The organism is Photorhabdus akhurstii (assembly GCF_019090985.1).
Taxonomy (GTDB): domain Bacteria; phylum Pseudomonadota; class Gammaproteobacteria; order Enterobacterales; family Enterobacteriaceae; genus Photorhabdus; species Photorhabdus akhurstii.
Map to the genome: position 1 here is coordinate 2,751,909 of NZ_CP020335.1, position 17,675 is coordinate 2,769,583.

At 43.9% G+C, this 17,675-nt stretch carries 15 protein-coding genes; 12 read left to right on the forward strand and 3 right to left on the reverse strand.

Annotated elements, in window-relative coordinates; all coding sequences use genetic code 11:
• Nucleotides 1-63 precede the first annotated feature (63 nt).
• Entirely contained in the window at nucleotides 64-1,035 is a 972-nt protein-coding gene (locus tag B0X70_RS12070) for a bile acid:sodium symporter family protein (RefSeq protein WP_217471590.1), read from the reverse strand.
• 84 nt (nucleotides 1,036-1,119) lie between these two features.
• Nucleotides 1,120-2,157 (reverse strand): oxidoreductase, encoded by a 1,038-nt coding sequence (locus tag B0X70_RS12075; protein WP_217471591.1) that lies wholly within the window; start codon nucleotides 2,155-2,157, stop codon nucleotides 1,120-1,122.
• A 196-nt stretch (nucleotides 2,158-2,353) separates the two neighbouring features.
• On the opposite strand from B0X70_RS12075, the gene B0X70_RS12080 reads away from it, so the two are divergent.
• The 9 genes from B0X70_RS12080 to B0X70_RS12120 all read left to right on the forward strand — a co-directional run bounded on the left by B0X70_RS12080 (nucleotide 2,354) and on the right by B0X70_RS12120 (nucleotide 11,710).
• Nucleotides 2,354-2,794 (forward strand): DUF2569 domain-containing protein, encoded by a 441-nt coding sequence (locus tag B0X70_RS12080; RefSeq protein ID WP_036805863.1) that lies wholly within the window; start codon nucleotides 2,354-2,356, stop codon nucleotides 2,792-2,794.
• A gap of 122 nt (nucleotides 2,795-2,916) precedes the next feature.
• Nucleotides 2,917-3,498: an electron transport complex subunit RsxA gene (gene rsxA / locus B0X70_RS12085; RefSeq protein WP_011146612.1), complete on the forward strand. Its 582-nt coding sequence runs from the start codon at nucleotides 2,917-2,919 to the stop codon at nucleotides 3,496-3,498.
• Nucleotides 3,498-4,130, forward strand: a complete 633-nt coding sequence (rsxB, locus tag B0X70_RS12090; protein ID WP_036805859.1) for an electron transport complex subunit RsxB — start codon at nucleotides 3,498-3,500, stop codon at nucleotides 4,128-4,130. The genes rsxA and rsxB overlap by 1 nt, the downstream gene beginning before the upstream one ends.
• Nucleotides 4,123-6,561 (forward strand): electron transport complex subunit RsxC, encoded by a 2,439-nt coding sequence (gene rsxC, locus B0X70_RS12095; RefSeq protein ID WP_217471592.1) that lies wholly within the window; start codon nucleotides 4,123-4,125, stop codon nucleotides 6,559-6,561. The genes rsxB and rsxC overlap by 8 nt, the downstream gene beginning before the upstream one ends.
• A gap of 12 nt (nucleotides 6,562-6,573) precedes the next feature.
• A complete protein-coding gene (gene rsxD, locus B0X70_RS12100) occupies nucleotides 6,574-7,653 on the forward strand; it encodes an electron transport complex subunit RsxD (protein WP_110087167.1) in 1,080 nt (359 codons plus the stop codon).
• Nucleotides 7,654-7,662: 9 nt separating this feature from the next.
• Complete coding sequence (rsxG, locus tag B0X70_RS12105; protein WP_217471593.1) at nucleotides 7,663-8,292, forward strand: electron transport complex subunit RsxG; 630 nt, start codon at nucleotides 7,663-7,665, stop codon at nucleotides 8,290-8,292.
• Nucleotides 8,289-8,987, forward strand: a complete 699-nt coding sequence (locus B0X70_RS12110) for an electron transport complex subunit E (protein WP_217471594.1) — start codon at nucleotides 8,289-8,291, stop codon at nucleotides 8,985-8,987. The genes rsxG and B0X70_RS12110 overlap by 4 nt, the downstream gene beginning before the upstream one ends.
• 1 nt (nucleotide 8,988) lies before the next feature.
• Nucleotides 8,989-9,627: an endonuclease III gene (gene nth, locus B0X70_RS12115; RefSeq protein ID WP_036776177.1), complete on the forward strand. Its 639-nt coding sequence runs from the start codon at nucleotides 8,989-8,991 to the stop codon at nucleotides 9,625-9,627.
• 139 nt (nucleotides 9,628-9,766) lie between these two features.
• Nucleotides 9,767-11,710, forward strand: coding sequence for an exoribonuclease II (locus B0X70_RS12120; protein ID WP_036806573.1), 1,944 nt, complete (start codon nucleotides 9,767-9,769; stop codon nucleotides 11,708-11,710).
• Between the two features lie 94 nt (nucleotides 11,711-11,804).
• Here the strand turns inward: B0X70_RS12120 and B0X70_RS12125 are convergent, their stop codons facing one another.
• Nucleotides 11,805-13,790 carry an alkyl/aryl-sulfatase gene (locus B0X70_RS12125; RefSeq protein WP_217471595.1) on the reverse strand — a complete coding sequence of 662 codons (1,986 nt, stop codon included), beginning with the start codon at nucleotides 13,788-13,790 and terminating at the stop codon, nucleotides 11,805-11,807.
• Nucleotides 13,791-14,428: 638 nt separating this feature from the next.
• Here B0X70_RS12125 and B0X70_RS12130 point away from each other — a divergent pair.
• From B0X70_RS12130 to B0X70_RS12140, 3 genes are all read left to right on the forward strand, one after another.
• On the forward strand, nucleotides 14,429-14,878 hold the full coding sequence (locus B0X70_RS12130; protein WP_036805841.1) for a contractile injection system inner tube protein: 450 nt from the start codon (nucleotides 14,429-14,431) through the stop codon (nucleotides 14,876-14,878).
• 254 nt (nucleotides 14,879-15,132) lie between these two features.
• Nucleotides 15,133-16,422 carry a phage tail sheath family protein gene (locus B0X70_RS12135; protein WP_217471596.1) on the forward strand — a complete coding sequence of 430 codons (1,290 nt, stop codon included), beginning with the start codon at nucleotides 15,133-15,135 and terminating at the stop codon, nucleotides 16,420-16,422.
• A 54-nt stretch (nucleotides 16,423-16,476) separates the two neighbouring features.
• The gene (locus B0X70_RS12140) at nucleotides 16,477-17,658 is read left to right on the forward strand and encodes a phage tail sheath family protein (RefSeq protein ID WP_217471597.1); all 1,182 of its coding nucleotides are present in this window, start codon (nucleotides 16,477-16,479) and stop codon (nucleotides 17,656-17,658) included.
• Nucleotides 17,659-17,675 lie beyond the last annotated feature (17 nt).

The window sequence follows — 17,675 nt, forward strand, 5'->3', positions numbered from 1 at the left end:
AAATATCATTAATATATAAACATATATTTACAACAATTCCCTATTATAGATTTATAACTATTTCTATTTTAACCTCTTGGCATAACGTTGCGCCAATACTGCACACACCATCAACTGAATTTGATGAAAAATCATCAACGGCAGCAACATTACACCAACCGTCGCCGCCGGAAATAGCACATTCGCCATTGGCACGCCATTAGCCAGACTCTTTTTCGAACCACAAAAAACAATCGTAATTTCGTCTTCTTTATTAAAACCCAACCAGCGAGCGGTATAAGTATTAATAATCAGCACAATCGCCAGCATAATGCAGCAAATAACCCCGATCATCAGTAGCGAATAACCATCAATTTTATACCATATGCCCTCTACAACCGCCTCACTAAAAGCCACATAAACCACCAAAAGAATTGATGACCGGTCAGTTATATTCACTAGTTTTTTATGTTTCTCCACCCAACGTGCAATTAATGGCCGCGACAGATGACCGATAATAAAGGGAACCATCAATTGAAGGACGATAGATTTTATTGCTGCCAATGTATCGGGGCTGCCTTCTCCCTGCGTATGGATCATCAGTCCGACTAATATTGGCGACAAAAACACGCCCAAAATGCTGGATGCCGAAGCACTGCAAATAGCCGCGGCAACATTACCACCAGCAACCGAAGTAAAAGCAATAGCTGACTGAACTGTAGCCGGTAATGCGCAAAGATAAAGGAATCCCCAATAAATCGTTGGTGTCATGACTTCGGGTACTAGTAAATTCAGTCCTAATCCGATAATTGGGAATAAGACAAAAGTACTGAAAAAAACAACTAAATGAAGCCGCCAATGTCCCATGCCGGCAATAATAGCTTGACGAGATAATTTAGCGCCATGCATAAAGAACAACAGAGCAATAGCCGCTGTGGTTAACCGTTGAAATCCTACTTTTATTTCACCTTCGCAAGGAAAAAATGTTGCAATAACAACTACCGTCACTAATACCATCAAAAAAGGATCTATTTTTAATCTTTGCCACCAAGTCATTTATCATTTTCCTTGCTTTGCAAATAATTAGCCCGGCAAACCAGGCTAAGTAGTAAATTAAAAAGTCACAACAAGGTAGTAAGTTTAAATTGCCACTGTACGTTGTTGTTCTGCCGACTGAATACCGGCTTCAATTAATTTCATAATTTGAATTGCTTCACTTGCCGTGACTGGATTAGGTTTACCTAGCGTAATCGCATCACGGATAGCAGCATAATAAGCAGAATAATTACCAGGCAAAGTCGGTACATGTTCAGTCACTAACTCCTCTCCACTTAACAGTGTCATAACACCGTCACGAATATCATATCCCCAATCGGCATGCGGCGGTCTTTCCCCTGCTTTCAACCGTTCTTCCTGAGGATCAAGACCATATTTCACATAACTGCCTTCCATACCATGCAACATATAAACAGCAGATTCAGCCGCCGCCACAGTTGTGGCATGAAGAACCACTTTAATATCCGAATAATTCAACAACACGTGGAAATAATCTACTGCTGCCGCTTGTGGGCGGATCATCCCCAAATCAGCGGTAATAGATTGTGGTTTACCAAATAGTTGAACCGCTTGATCGAGTAAGTGAGGGCCTAAATCATACCAAATACCACTTCCTTGCCCTGCCGCTTCACGCCATCTTTGACGTATAACCGGGCGATAGCGATCAAAATGGGCTGCAAAATATTTTAATTTGCCCAGACGATTCTCTTGAATTAACGATTTTATCGTCAGAAAGCCAGAATCCCAACGGCGGTTATGAAATACAGAAAGTAATAAACCCGCCTTTTCTGCCTGCTCTTTTAAAGATTCAGCCTGTTCAACGGTGACGGTAAATGGTTTATCCACCACAACATGCTTACCCGCTGCCAATGCCTTCCGTGCCAGAGGATAATGCGTATCATTAGGTGTCGGAATAACGATTAAGTCAATGTCGGGATCATTAAAAAGATCCTCAGGACAGGATACCACCGGAATATTTGGCCAATCTGATTTCACTTTTTCAGCATCACTACTGGAAATGGCGGCCAATTTAACACCAGCAGTGCCGGCAATTAACGGTGCATGGAACGTTTTACTCGCATAACCATACCCCACCAACCCAACCTTTAACAGCTCACGCATAACAGCCCCTCAAACTCATTAATAATATGCAGCAATTCAGCATCCGTAAAAAATATCATTGGTAATGACCGTTGAGCAAATTATCTCTGAATCTACCCTTGAAGATCTTTCAACCAATCTATTCCTACAACCTATTTCCTAAGTCATCAGAATCGCCTATTATTCTTTTTTCGTATAGCTTCAAGTGGAATGATTTATGTATCAAACCAATGATTACCACCGAATTAATGGTTGGATTCTGGCTCCGGCAGCTTATCTGATTATGACCTTTCTCAGCGCCAGTATAATGCTCGCCTTATATATCGTGGCATTTTTTAGTCAAAACAATGCATTGAGTGCCGGGCATAATCACTTTACTTTAATGTGGTTTCTTTCTGTTGCCATTACTGCGGTAATGTGGTGTTACACCCTATGGGTATTGAAACTGCTTTTCATTCGATCAAAAAGATTCCCGCAAATTTTTATTATTTGGCTTATTGTTACCATATTAATTGCATTGAAAACTTTCGCTTTCTCCCCTATTCCTGATCAAATGGCTTTACGCGCATTAGCATGGCCACTATTGGCAACCGCTATTTTCGTCCCCTACATTAAACGCTCTCATCGAGTCAAAATGACTTTCACACAAGATCGATAACCTCAACTTTCTTTGGTTGTTATCATTAACAATAGATTGCCCCTGGTAAGACAAGGGCATACTTATAATTTAATAAAAGTCAACTTAATAAAAAGTAAACAAACTCATTTTCAGGCACAGCAATGACTGACTATTTTCTTTTATTTGTTGGAACCGTATTGGTTAACAATTTTGTCTTGGTGAAATTCCTCGGCTTATGCCCTTTTATGGGCGTATCTAAAAAGCTGGAAACTGCCATCGGGATGGGATTTGCAACAACATTCGTTATGACACTGGCCTCTGTATGTTCATGGCTGGTGAATACCTTTATTTTATTACCTCTGGATTTAATCTATTTGCGTACCCTGAGTTTTATTCTTGTTATTGCGGTGGTGGTGCAATTCACCGAGCTTGTTGTACGCAAAACCAGCCCGACGTTATACCGGTTATTGGGTATTTTCCTGCCGTTGATTACGACTAACTGTGCTGTACTTGGTGTGGCGCTGCTGAATATCAATCAATCACACGATTTTTTACAATCCGCTATCTATGGTTTCGGTGCTGCCGCCGGTTTCTCTCTTGTTATGGTACTGTTTGCCGCTATTCGTGAACGTCTGGCTGTTGCTGATGTCCCCGCCCCTTTCAAGGGGTCATCTATTGGTCTTATCACTGCGGGTTTAATGTCCTTGGCTTTTATGGGCTTTAGTGGTTTGGTGAAGTTCTGATGACATCATTATGGATTGCTATTGGTGCACTCAGTGCACTAGGGTTAATTTTTGGGTTAATCCTGGGGTTTGCTGCCCGCCGCTTTCAGGTGGAAGAGGACCCTATTGTTGAAAACATTGATGATATTCTGCCGCAAAGCCAGTGTGGGCAATGTGGTTATCCTGGTTGTCGCCCGTATGCTGAAGCCATAGCGAATAATGGTGAGATGATTAACAAATGTGCGCCCGGTGGTGAACAAGCTATGCTGAAAATTTCAGAGCTACTCGGTGTCGATCCACAACCATTAGATGGCGATGCAAGCGTACAAAATCCAGCCCGCAAAGTCGCCTTTATCGATGAAGAGAATTGCATCGGCTGCACCAAATGTATTCAAGCCTGTCCCGTAGACGCTATTGTCGGCGCTACCCGTGCCATGCATACCGTTGTTGAAGACTTATGTACCGGTTGTGACCTATGCGTTGCTCCTTGCCCAACAGACTGCATTACGATGATCCCTGTAGCCACAACCACTGCTAATTGGAAATGGGATTTAAAAACCATTCCCATTAAAAATATTACTGTTCAGCCATCTCACGCCGTTTCCATCAACAGTATCCCAGTTAAAAATATTGAGGCTGAACATCATGTTTAACTTATTCAATTTACTCAATAAAAACAAAATCTGGGATTTTGCCGGTGGTATTCATCCACCTGAAATGAAACTGCAATCCAGCCAAGCTCCTTTACGCATCGCGCCACTGCCGGAAGAGTTAATCATCCCATTGCAACAACATTTGGGTACGCAAGGCGAGTTGCTGGTTAAAGCGGGTGATAAGGTGCTTAAAGGCCAACCTTTAACATTTGGTATTGGTCGCACGGTACCGGTTCATGCATCAACTTCCGGCACCATCATTGCCATTGAACCGTGTATTACCGCGCACCCATCCGGGTTGAAAGAGTTATGTGTTCGTTTGCGCCCTGATGGCGCCGACCAATGGTGTACACGCATTCAGACACTGGATTATCAATCACTAGATACAGAGACAATCCTGAACCGAATCCATCAGGCAGGTATCGCAGGTTTAGGCGGAGCCGGCTTTCCGACCGCCGCTAAACTGCAAAGCGGTCGGCATGGCCTTAAGACGTTGATCATTAACGCGGCAGAATGCGAACCTTATATTACCGCGGATGACCGTCTGATGCAGGAACATGCCGACGAACTTATTGAGGGCATTCATATTCTGGAACATCTGCTTAAACCGGAGCAGATCCTGATTGGTATCGAAGATAATAAGCCAGAAGCAATAAAAGAACTTAAAACCGCGCTAAAAGGCGATAAATCGATTATCGTCCGGGTTATCCCGACCAAATATCCTTCCGGCGGCGCTAAACAACTGACCAAAATCCTGACAGGTAAAGAAGTTCCATCCGGCGGCCGTTCCTCCGCTATCGGCGTGCTGATGCAGAACGTAGGCACAGTGGTTGCAATCAAGCGTGCCATTATCGATGGAGAACCTTTGATTGAGCGAGTCGTTACGCTTACTGGAGAAGCAGTTACCTCACCGGGTAACTTCTGGGCGCGGCTCGGTACTCCGGTACAATTTCTTCTCCAGTTAGCCGGATTTGAACCACAATCAGAACAGATGGTCATTATGGGCGGCCCTTTAATGGGATTCACGCTGCCCGACCTCAACGTACCCATTGTCAAAATCAGTAACTGTATTCTGGCGCCATCCCATCAGGAAATGGATTCAAATACAGCGGAAGAGGCTTGTATTCGTTGTGGATTATGTGTGGAAGCCTGCCCTGCCCGTTTACTGCCGCAACAACTCTATTGGTTCAGTCGTGGACAAGAGCACGAAAAGGCCAGAGATCACAATCTGTTCGACTGTATTGAATGCGGCGCCTGTGCTTATGTCTGTCCAAGTAATATTCCTCTGGTGCAATATTATCGCCAGGAGAAAGCCGAAATTCGGGCCTTGGATCAGGAAAACCGCCGTTCAACGGAAGCCAAAATTCGTTTCGAAGCTAAACAAGCCCGTATGGAACGAGAAAAATTGGCCCGTGAAGAACGACACAAAAAATCGGCCGTTCAAATTGATAATAAAGATAAAAGTGCTGTACAAGATGCACTTTCCCGGGTGAAGGAAAAACAGGCTGACGCAGGTAAAGTTGTTGCTATAGAACCGGGGCAAGTACCCGATAATTCCGCAGTAATAGCGGCTCGTCAGGCAAGAAAAGAGCAACTTCGCGCTCGTCAGGCGGAAAAACAGGCGGCTGAAAATATTAATATTGCTCCATCTGAACCAACAAGTGCGGAAGATCCACGCAAAGCCGCATTAGCAGCAGCGATTGCCAGAGCTAAAGCAAAGAAAGCAGCTCAACATCAGGAAGTAGAGCCATCACTGGAAACGAAAGAACCAGAAACCACCGCTAGTGAACCTCGTAAAGATGCGGTCTCGGCCGCTATTGCCCGCGTCAAAGCCAAGAAAGCTCAGACTCAGCAATCAACTGAAATTCAGGCAGAAACACCGCCAGCAGAAGAAACTGATCCACGTAAAGCTGCCGTTGCGGCTGCTATTGCTCGTGTCAAGGCCAAGAAGGCTCAAACTCAGCAATTAACTGAAATTCAGGCAGAAATACCGCCAATAGAAGAAACTGATCCGCGTAAAGCGGCCGTCGCGGCCGCTATTGCTCGTGTCAAGGCCAAAAAGGCTCAGACTCAGCAATTAACTGAAACTCAGGCAGAGATACCGCCAACAGAAGAAACTGATCCGCGTAAAGCGGCCGTCGCGGCCGCTATTGCTCGTGTCAAGGCCAAGAAGGCTCAGACTCAGCAATCAACTGAAACTCAGGCAGAAATACCGCCAACAGAAGAAACTGATCCGCGTAAAGCGGCCGTTGCGGCCGCTATTGCTCGTGTTAAGGCCAAGAAGGCTCAGACTCAGCAATCAACTGAAACTCAGGCAGAGATACCGCCAACAGAAGAAACTGATCCGCGTAAAGCGGCAATTGCTGCCGCCATCGCCAGGGTTAAAGCCCAAAAAGGCACTCAGGAACAACAGAAAGTTTCAATAGAATAGTGATTGTTATAAATGAAATTCAGACCCGTTCAAACTGACAATAAAAAACTAAAAGTCGCAAGTTCGCCTTTTACACACAACCAGCAAAATACCAGCCGTATTATGCTGTGGGTTGTGCTGGCAGCGATACCCGGTATCGCGGTACAAACTTACTTCTTTAGTTACGGTACCTTGTTCCAGATCCTGCTTGCGGTGATTACCGCTCTGCTTGCGGAATCATTTGCCCTGTCTTTGCGTAAACAGGCAGTTATGCCTCGTTTGCAGGATAATTCTGCATTACTGACCGGTTTACTTTTAGGGATCAGCCTTCCTCCGCTGGCCCCTTGGTGGCTGATTGTATTAGGAACTGTCTTTGCTGTGATTATTGCCAAACACCTCTATGGCGGTCTTGGTCAAAATCCATTCAACCCGGCAATGGTCGGTTATGTCGTGCTGCTAATATCATTCCCAGTACAAATGACCAGTTGGTTGCCTCCTATGGATTTACTAACAACACAAATTACACCGCTAGACTGCCTGATGGTGATCTTCACCGGCCATACCCCCGATGGAACAACATTACAGCAGTTGCAACAAGGTTTCGATGGGATTAGCCAGGCCACACCGCTGGATAGCTTCAAAACCGGTTTATTGACCCACAATATCAATGACGTTCTTCGCCAACCTATATTACAAGGATCTCTGGCGGGTATCGGCTGGCAATGGGTCAATATTGCCTATCTTATTGGTGGGCTGATTCTACTGAACAGAAAAGTGATAACCTGGCAAATTCCTGTGGCATTTATCCTAGTATTAGGCTTATGTGCACTTACAAGCTGGCTGATTGATCCATCCCGTTATTCGCCGCCATTATTACAACTGTTTTCCGGTGCCACCATGCTAGGCGCATTCTTTATTGCAACCGATCCCGTCAGTGCTTCTACGACCCCCAAAGGTCGTTTGGTGTTTGGCGCCATGATTGGCCTGTTAGTTTGGGTTATCCGTGTTTATGGTGGTTATCCTGATGCGATAGCGTTTGCGGTTTTACTGGCGAATATCACCGTGCCGCTTATTGACCATTACACCCAACCCCGCGTTTACGGGCATAAATAAGGAGCCGTTATGTTAGAAACCATGCGACGTCACGGCATCACGTTAGCCATTTTTGCCGCAATTACCACCGGGCTGACAGCTATCGTGAATTCACTCACCAAAAGCACTATCGCGGAACAGGCCGCACTACAGCACAAGTCGCTGCTTGATCAGGTTATTCCGCCAGCTCTGTATGACAACGACATACAAAACGAATGCTATCTAGTCAATGCTGATGCTCTGGGCAATAACTTGCCTCATCGTCTCTATTTGGCGCGTAAAAACGGTCAACCCGTGGCGGCAGCGCTAGAAAGTACGGCACCGGATGGCTATTCCGGCGCTATTCAATTACTGGTTGGGGCAGACTTCTCAGGAAAAGTGCTTGGTGTACGGGTTACAGAACATCATGAAACCCCAGGACTAGGGGATAAAATTGAAACCCGGATTTCAGACTGGATTAATGTCTTCTCAGGGAAAACCATCACCTCTAATCATGACCGGCACTGGGCGGTGAAAAAAGATGGCGGTAAGTTTGATCAATTTACCGGCGCCACTATTACCCCACGCGCCGTGGTAAACTCAGTCAAACGGACTGCGCTTTATTTACAGACCATACCTGAACATCTCTCTTCTCTAGAATCCTGTGGAGAAAAATCATGAACGAAACCAAAAACTTATTTATCCAAGGGCTATGGAAAAATAACTCCGCTTTAGTACAACTGCTAGGATTGTGCCCACTGTTAGCCGTCTCTTCCACTGCAACCAACGCGCTTGGTTTAGGGCTGGCAACGACACTGGTTCTAGTCTGTACCAACATTGCGGTTTCCAGCTTGCGCCGTTGGGTACCCAACGAGATCCGTATTCCAATTTATGTTATGATCATCGCTTCGGTTGTTAGTACCGTCCAAATGTTGATTAACGCTTACGCTTTTGGCCTGTATGAATCACTAGGGATTTTTATTCCGCTGATTGTGACTAACTGCATTGTTATCGGTCGTGCTGAAGCCTATGCGGCGAAAAATCCGATCGTGCCTTCTGCTATTGATGGATTAGCAATGGGATTAGGAGCAACTTGTGCACTGTTTGTTCTCGGTGCCATTAGAGAAATTCTCGGCAATGGAACCCTATTTGATGGCGCTGATTTACTTTTAGGTAATTGGGCTAAGGTATTACGAATAGAAATCGTTCATATGGATTCCCCTTTCCTGTTAGCGATCTTACCTCCTGGCGCTTTTATCGGTTTGGGGTTAATGCTGGCAGCCAAATATCTTATTGACGAAAAAATGAAAACCAGAGCAATAAAAGAAAAAAGCAGTACAATAACAATGTCGCAAGAATCGGAGAGTTCTATTTGATATGAACAAACAGAAACGTATCGAAATTTTAACGCGCTTACGGGATAACAACCCAAAGCCAACAACTGAATTAGTTTTCACAACACCATTTGAGTTACTTATTTCAGTATTGCTTTCAGCGCAAGCGACAGATGTGAGTGTTAATAAAGCCACAGCAAAACTCTATCCCGTGGCAAATACCCCTCAGGCAATTCTGAATCTGGGTGTAGATGGGTTGAAAGAGTATATAAAAACAATCGGTCTTTATAACACCAAAGCGGAAAACACAATTAAAACCTGCCGAATATTGCTAGAAAAACATGCTGGCGAAGTTCCCGAAGATCGCGCCGCATTGGAAGCATTGCCGGGTGTTGGCCGCAAAACGGCCAATGTGGTGTTAAACACTGCTTTCGGTTGGCCGACTATTGCGGTCGATACCCATATTTTTCGCGTTTGTAACCGTACTCAATTCGCGCCCGGTAAAAATGTCGATGAAGTCGAAAATAAATTACTGCAAGTCGTTCCGGCCGAATTTAAAGTTGATTGTCATCATTGGCTTATTTTACATGGTCGTTATACCTGCATAGCTCGTAAACCTCGTTGTGGCTCCTGTATTATTGAAGATCTATGTGAATTTAAAGAAAAAATTTACCCTGAGTAACTATTGTAATTTTCATTGCAATTTCCATACTGTCTTGCGCTATTTTGCAGATGTTGCTTGCTCGACACCGCCAATTCGCGTAAAACTGTTATTCCAAAAACTATCTGATAATAACCCTCTAACTTTCTCCGCGGATATTATGTTTCAAAACAACCCGCTGCTTGCACAGCTAAAACAGCAACTTCATTCCCAAACACTTCGAGTAGAAGGTTTGGTCAAAGGTACCGAAAAAGGATTCGGATTCTTAGAAGTCGATGGGCAAAAAAGCTATTTCATTCCCCCCCCACACATGAAAAAAGTTATGCATGGCGATCGAGTAACTGCCGCTATTCATACTGATAAAGAAAGAGAGATCGCCGAACCAGAAACATTGGTCGAACCATTTCTAAATCGCTTCGTTGGCCGTATCCAGAAAAAAGAAAACGATAACCGTTTATGGATCGTTCCTGATCACCCACTGTTAAAAGATGCTATCCCTTGTCGGCCAGCCAATCAGGTCACACATCCATTTCAGCATGGTGATTGGGCCGTCGCTGAAATGCGCCATCACCCACTGAAAGGCAGCCGTGGGTTTCATGCGGAAATTACCGGCTATATTACTGAGAGTAGCGATCACTACGCCCCTTGGTGGGTAACACTAACTCGCCATAATCTGGAACGTGATGCTCCCACCATGACTGCCGATTGCCAAATGAACGATGGTGATCTTGAGCGCATTGACTTAACGTCACTGGATTTTGTCACTATCGACAGTGCAACCACGGAAGACATGGACGATGCTTTGCATATCGTTAAGCAAGATGATGGCAGCCTGAAACTCAGTATCGCCATCGCTGATCCAACCGCTTATATCGCGGCTAACAGCGAACTGGATCAAATCGCCCATCAACGTGCTTTCACTAACTACCTGCCGGGTTTTAACATTCCTATGCTGCCGCGCGACCTGTCAGAAAATTTATGCTCTCTGCGCCCTAACGCCCGCCGCCCGGCATTGGTTTGTCAGGTTTCCATTCTGGAAGATGGTCAACTGGGTGATGATATTGCGTTTTTCTCTACCTGGGTTGAATCAAAAGCTAAACTGGTTTACGACGAAGTTTCCGACTGGCTGGAAGAAACAGGAACCTGGAAACCTTCTTCTGAGGCAATTGGAACTCAAATCACTCTCCTGAAAGAAATGAGTGATCGCCGTAACCAATGGCGCCACCAAAACGCGCTTATTTTCAAAGATCGTCCTGACTACCGCTTCATCCTTGACGATAATGGTTATGTACTGGATATCGTGGTAGAACAACGCCGTACAGCCAACCGTATTGTTGAAGAAGCGATGATCACTTCTAACCTGTGCGCCGCAAAAATCCTGCGCGATAAATTAGGTTTTGGTATTTACAATGTCCATATGGGTTTTGAGCCGCTGCAAATTGAACAAGTGGTTGAATTACTGCAAGAAAATGGTATAGATGCCAATACAGAAGAGTTGTTGACCTTAAACGGCTTCTGCAAATTACGCCGTGAATTGGATAAACAACCAACACAATTCCTTGATAGTCGCATTCGTCGTTTCCAGACTTTCGCAGAAATTAAACCTGAACCCGGTCCTCATTTTGGTCTCGGTTTTGAGGCTTACGCCACCTGGACATCACCGATCCGTAAATACAGCGATATGATTAACCATCGCTTACTAAAAGCGATTATTCAAAAAACGGATGTGGAACAACCCTCAGAAGAAACCTGTTTGCAACTGGCCGAACGTCGCAGATTGAATCGTATGGCCGAACGTGATGTAGGAGATTGGCTATACGCACGCTTCCTGCACTCCCATGCAGGAACAGAGCAACGCTTTACTGCGGAAATCATTGATATTACCCGTGGCGGTTTACGTGTTCGCTTGGTCGATAACGGCGCCGTAGCCTTTATACCGGCGCCATTCCTGCATGCGGTGCGTGATGAACTGCAATGTAGCCAAGAGACCGGCACAGTGATTATCAAAGGTGAAACCGCTTACCAATTGAACGACATTATTGATGTTCGTATTGAGGAAGTCAGAATGGAAACGCGTAATATTGTCGCCCGCCCTGCGGTCTGATTTTTCTCACAACACTTTCTGCGCCAAACTACAGCGATTAAGCTGTAGTTTGTTATTAAAAATCCACAATCAAAGGGAAGAATTACATCACATTTTATTCGGCGCGGGGTGTCACTATATTGAACCAGAATGGAAAATTATCCAGCATACCAAGGAACTCATTAAACTTAGCGCGCTCTCCCTTAATTTTCACATTCCGTTTTTTCACCTCATTATCAAATTCTTCTTTACCCAAGTGAATTTTATCCAGAATAGCTTTGGTTAACGTCAATGTGACATCGGCCTGCGCCACCTGTTTACCCGTATAATTCAGTACCCCATTTTCCACGGTCAGTGTATAGCGCTTATTGAGATCGGTAAGATTAATGTTCATCACCAATTTCTTACTAGCAGCTTTAGGCCCATTCAACCGCACTGCCAGATAATCAAATAACATCTCCGGTGATATGGCACGAATCGTATCCGGGCTGCTAGTACTCAGACCGCCAGATTTTGGCACACCATGACGCAGTTCCGATGCGCCTTGCAAATAACTCGAACGCCAGGAATTTGATTCAGATTGATAACCTAATTGCTCATAGGTTTTAGCCAGCAATACCTTCCCTGCCATACTATCGGGGTTAGCAAAAACAACATGCTTAATTACTTGCGCTACCCAACGGTATTCTCCTTTATCAAAATCAGCCTGCGCACGTTTGATCAACGCATCTTCCCCTCCCATATATTCCACATATTTAATCGCAGCAGGTTTCGGCGGCAGATTATTCAAATCAGAAGGATTTCCACTGTACCACCCCATATAGAACTGATAAACCGCACGAACGTTATGACTCAGTGCGCCATGATAGCCACGGTTGGGAAAATAATGTGCAAGCTCTGATGGCAATCTGAGCATCTCAGAAATTTCTTCACCCGTGTAACCTTTATTCATCAGATTCACTGTTTGGTCGTGAATATATTTGTATAAATCGCGTTGCTTTTTGAAATAATCCACCACACGCTCTTTACCCCACATCGGCCATTGGTGGCTCTGAAATTTTACCTCTACCTGATCCCCATATAATTCAATGACTTGATCAATATATTTCGACCAAGCTAAAGCATCGCGTACTTGGACACCCCGCAACGACAAAATATTATGCATGGTATTCGTCGTATTTTCCGCCATCCACATCGCTTTCCACTGCGGAAACCACGTATTCATCTCAGCGGGAGCTTCCGTGCCAGGTGTTACCTGAAATACCATATCCACACCATCAACCGTCATTTTTTCGCCCGTAAGTTTGATAGTACGCGTTGGTGGGATCAACGTTACCGTTCCAGCCACCGATGCCAAACTCAAACCCGACCCCACATGCCCCTGGGGAGTACGCGGCAATACAGTACCAAACATATAAACAGCCCGACGGCTCATAGCATTACCGGCGATCACCTTCTCGCTAGCAGCCTGTTCCATAAAACCTTCTGGCGCAATAACTTGCACTTTTCCGGCTTTAACATCATCCTCGTTGACAATACCGCGCACACCACCGTAATGATCAACGTGAGAATGGCTGTAAATCACACTCACTACCGGCCTTTTACCCAAGTGTTTACTGACCAGATCGTAGGCTGCCTTTGCTGCTTCCGTGGATGTCGCCGGATCTAAAACAATCCACCCGGTATTTCCTGCAATAAAGGTCACATTAGACAGGTCATAACCACGTACTTGATAAATATGATCGCTCACTTTATAGAGCCCATATTCCATATTCAGTTGCGCATTACGCCACAAACTAGGGTTAACCGTGTCTGGCGCAGGTGTTTTATCAGTAATAAATTTACGGTAACTATCGAGATCTAATATAACTTTACCTTTATCATCACGAATAATCAGAGAATCCGGCCTGGCGATAAGACCTCGTTTCGCATCATCAAAATCAGATTTGTCATTGAATGGCAAAGTTGATGCCATTTCGACATTAATTTGTTTAGTGATTTCCGTAGCAGGAAGGGAAAGTTTATCGTGACTAAATGATGAAGGACTAAGAATGGCAAACGATACTGCGGTTGAAATGGTTAATAAACATTTGTAATTCATAAGATAATATTCCTTTAGACAGATTAATCAGGTTTAAAACCAAAAATAACTTTATCCATAAAATCCAAACGATATGAATCATAGCCTGTTAATAATAGATAGGAATATGAAAATAAGTAAAGGAAACAAATCCAGGTTATCTCTATAAGAATCATAACAAAAAATAGTTGTTATTATAGGAAAACTATAAATAACAACATTAATCTCCCTTCTTCATTATTAAAATCAAATAACCTGACATATTAGACCTGAAAAAAGAATTATACGTAACCTTCTGTTAATAAATCTCTTTGCCGAAACTTAGCATCTTTTACATATCAAAATTTATAACACACCATTTATTCATCCTTTTATAGGAAAATATAACCATGTGATTACAAAATAATTTATATAGAAATAATTTTATTGATTGATAATTTTAAATATTAACAATTGATATTTGAAATTAACATTGATTGACTATAATCCAATGTGATCATCCATATGATCTCAAATTCACCGAGTAACGTTTCTATATAAAGAGTAACCAAGAAAAACCAGGTTAGTGCGGTAGCTATTGTCTATAGTTCAGTGCTAATCAAAACAAAGCGATAATCGCGCTTAACATGTAATACACATGAAAAATAAAGGAAATAACTATGACCATAACAACAGAACAAATTGCTGTTGACTATCCAATACCAACTTATCGATTTGTTGTCTCCGTGGGTGATGAACAAATCCCTTTCAACAGCGTTTCGGGACTGGACATTACTTATGATGTCATCGAGTACAAAGATGGCATCGGTAATTACTATAAAATGCCGGGCCAACGTCAATTAATCAATATTACGCTGCGTAAAGGGGTATTCCCTGGCGATACCAAACTTTTTGACTGGCTTAATTCCATTCAGCTTAATCAAGTTGAGAAAAAAGACGTTTCAATTAGCCTGACCAATGAAGCCGGTACCGAAATTTTAATGAGTTGGAGCGTAGCAAATGCATTCCCAACTTCATTAACTTCCCCCTCTTTTGATGCCACCAGCAATGATATCGCCGTTCAAGAAATAAAACTTACCGCAGACCGAGTAACCATTCAGGCTGCTTAAAGTATCACGATGACTGATATATCAGACGGGACAAAATGATGCTCAAAATTGGCATAACTGCCACCCGTCCAACTAAATTCACCATCCTACAGTTCACATATACCCTATAGATTTCAAGATGCATCGCGGCGGCAAGGGAGCGAATCCCCGGGAGCATAGATAACTATGTGACCGGGGTGAGTGAGTGCAGCCAACAAAGAAGCAACTTGAAAGATGACGGGTATAAAATATCGCCCAATAATTGGAGGCAATATATGCCAACATTAACAACTTATCCCGGCGTTTATATTGAAGAAGACGCCTCGCTATCTCTATCGGTTAATACCAGCCCAACTGCTATTCCTGTTTTTATTGGTAAATTTTTAAAAAAAAACGGCAGTCAGCCAGCAAAAGGGAGCTGTATTAGAATTACTAGTTGGTTGGATTTTACTTCTCAGTTTTCACTTTCACCGGCCATATCAGTGATGGCTACAAGTAACAGTGAGAATTCCCCAAAAACCTATACCTATGCCGCCACTGTCACAGCCACAACCATTCCTCTCAGTGCCTTTGCTGTACAACACTATTTTAATAATGGTGGTGGAGTCTGTTATCTGTTGCCGGTGGAAGAAGGAGAAGAATTAGCAACGCTGCCAGACCTGATTGAAAAACAACAGGAGATTACCTTACTGGTCTGTCCTGAAACGAATACAACGTTAAAACAGAACGTTTATAACGCCGTAAATTCTCTATTAAAGGATAAAGTAGGTTACTTCCTAATTGCTGATAGCGAAGATGGAACAAATAAGCCAGATACCCAAAAGGATAAAACCGCTGTCTATTACCCTAATTTAGAGACCTCTTTTACTTATAGCCGTCCGGCGGATGCTGATATTGCTCTGAGTGGTTATGAAAACTTGGCTAAGCTGGTAGAACTGAAATCAAAATCAACAGCGGAGTATGATAAAGCTAAAAAAGCCGTCGATGACGTATTGAAAACCACTAAAATTACCTTACCCCCTAGTGCCGCCGTTGCGGGTGCCTATGCAACAACCGATGCCAGTCGTGGTGTCTGGAAAGCACCCGCTAATGTGGCATTGAATAATGCTAAACCATCTGAGCCGATCACAAATGATAAGCAAGGTACCATGAATGAAGCCGGTATTAACGCTATCCGTCACTTTACCGGCAAAGGCACGTTGATTTGGGGAGCTCGCACATTAGACCAAACGGACAACTGGCGTTACATCCCGGTACGACGTTTATTTAATGCGGCAGAACGGGATATTAAGCGGGCAATGCGATTTGCCGTCTTTGAACCTAATAGCCAACCAACCTGGAAGCGGGTACAAACAGCCATCGACAACTACCTCTATCAACTTTGGCAACAAGGAGCACTCGCGGGAAATAAACCGCAAGAAGCTTATTTTGTCCAGATTGGTAAAGATATCACCATGACCGATGACGATATCAAACAAGGCAAAATGATTGTCAAAGTCGGTATGGCGGCGGTTCGTCCGGCTGAATTTATTATCCTTCAATTCTCGCAACATGTAGCACAGTAACCGTACTGAGACGCGGTTTAACACCGCGTCCATTCAGTCATTGAGGAGATGATAATGACAACAGAGACAAAACAGCCGGGCGTCATGATAACGGAAAGCCGTATATCTCTGCCACCAAACAATGAATTTATCGGTGTCCCCGTTTTTATTGGTTATACCGAAAAAAGCTCAAGTAATAAAACCGCCATTAAACTAAACAGCCTGACTGACTTTACCCAACATTTTGGTAAATCAGGATTAACCTATTATTCAGTGCGCCACTTCTTTGAAAACAGTGGTCGGCAAGCTTATGTCCTATCACTGGGCCATGATAAATCGCTAAATGATTTTCAATTATTGATTACCGCCCTACAACAGGACTGGGTTAAACAAGCCATTTCCACAGAGAACGAAATTACATTGATTGTTGTACCTGATATTGCTCGTTTTAGTGATACCAACACTCCAAAAGACCTTTGGCTACAATATTGGCAGTCAATACTTGAACTTTGCAAAAGCCGACGCGGCATCATGGGATTACTGGATGCTCCTGACGATCCAACATTAGCTGCTAATTGTCTGGCTGATTTTTCCTCAAGTGATCGACAATGGGGCGCCGTATACTGGCCAAGGCTGATAAGCACCTACCAGGAGCAAGATAAACATATCGTACTTTCACCTACCGCTGCGGTCGCCGCTGTTATACAACGCAATGACAACCAAAAAGGCGTATGGACAGCCCCTGCCAATGTCGCTTTAACCAAGGTGATCAGCCCAGTACGCTCTTACATTGAAGCAGGCGCCCTCCTTAACCTTAATCAAGAAGGCACTTCGTTGAATCTGGTTCGCAGTTTCCCCGGCAAAGGCATTAAAATCTGGGGATGCCGCACACTGGACAACACGCCGGGTTCCCCTTGGCGTTATATCCAAATTCGCCGACTGGTTTCCTATATCGAAACCCACATGACCCAACTTGGCCGAGCCTTCGTCTTTGAACCCAATAACGCCATCACCTGGATGAAATTTAAAGGTCAAGCCCACAACTGGTTACGTCAGTTATGGTTAAAAGGTGGATTGCGCGGCACTCAGGAAGATCAAGCATTTGAGGTGTTACTGGGTGTTAATGAATCAATGAGTGAAGCCGATATCCTGGCCGGAAAGATGATCATGAAAATCAGGCTGGCCCTGTTAATTCCGGCGGAATTTATTGAGCTGAGTCTGACATTTGATATCCGTAACAATACCGTACCTAGCTAATCTCAACAGGGGAAAAA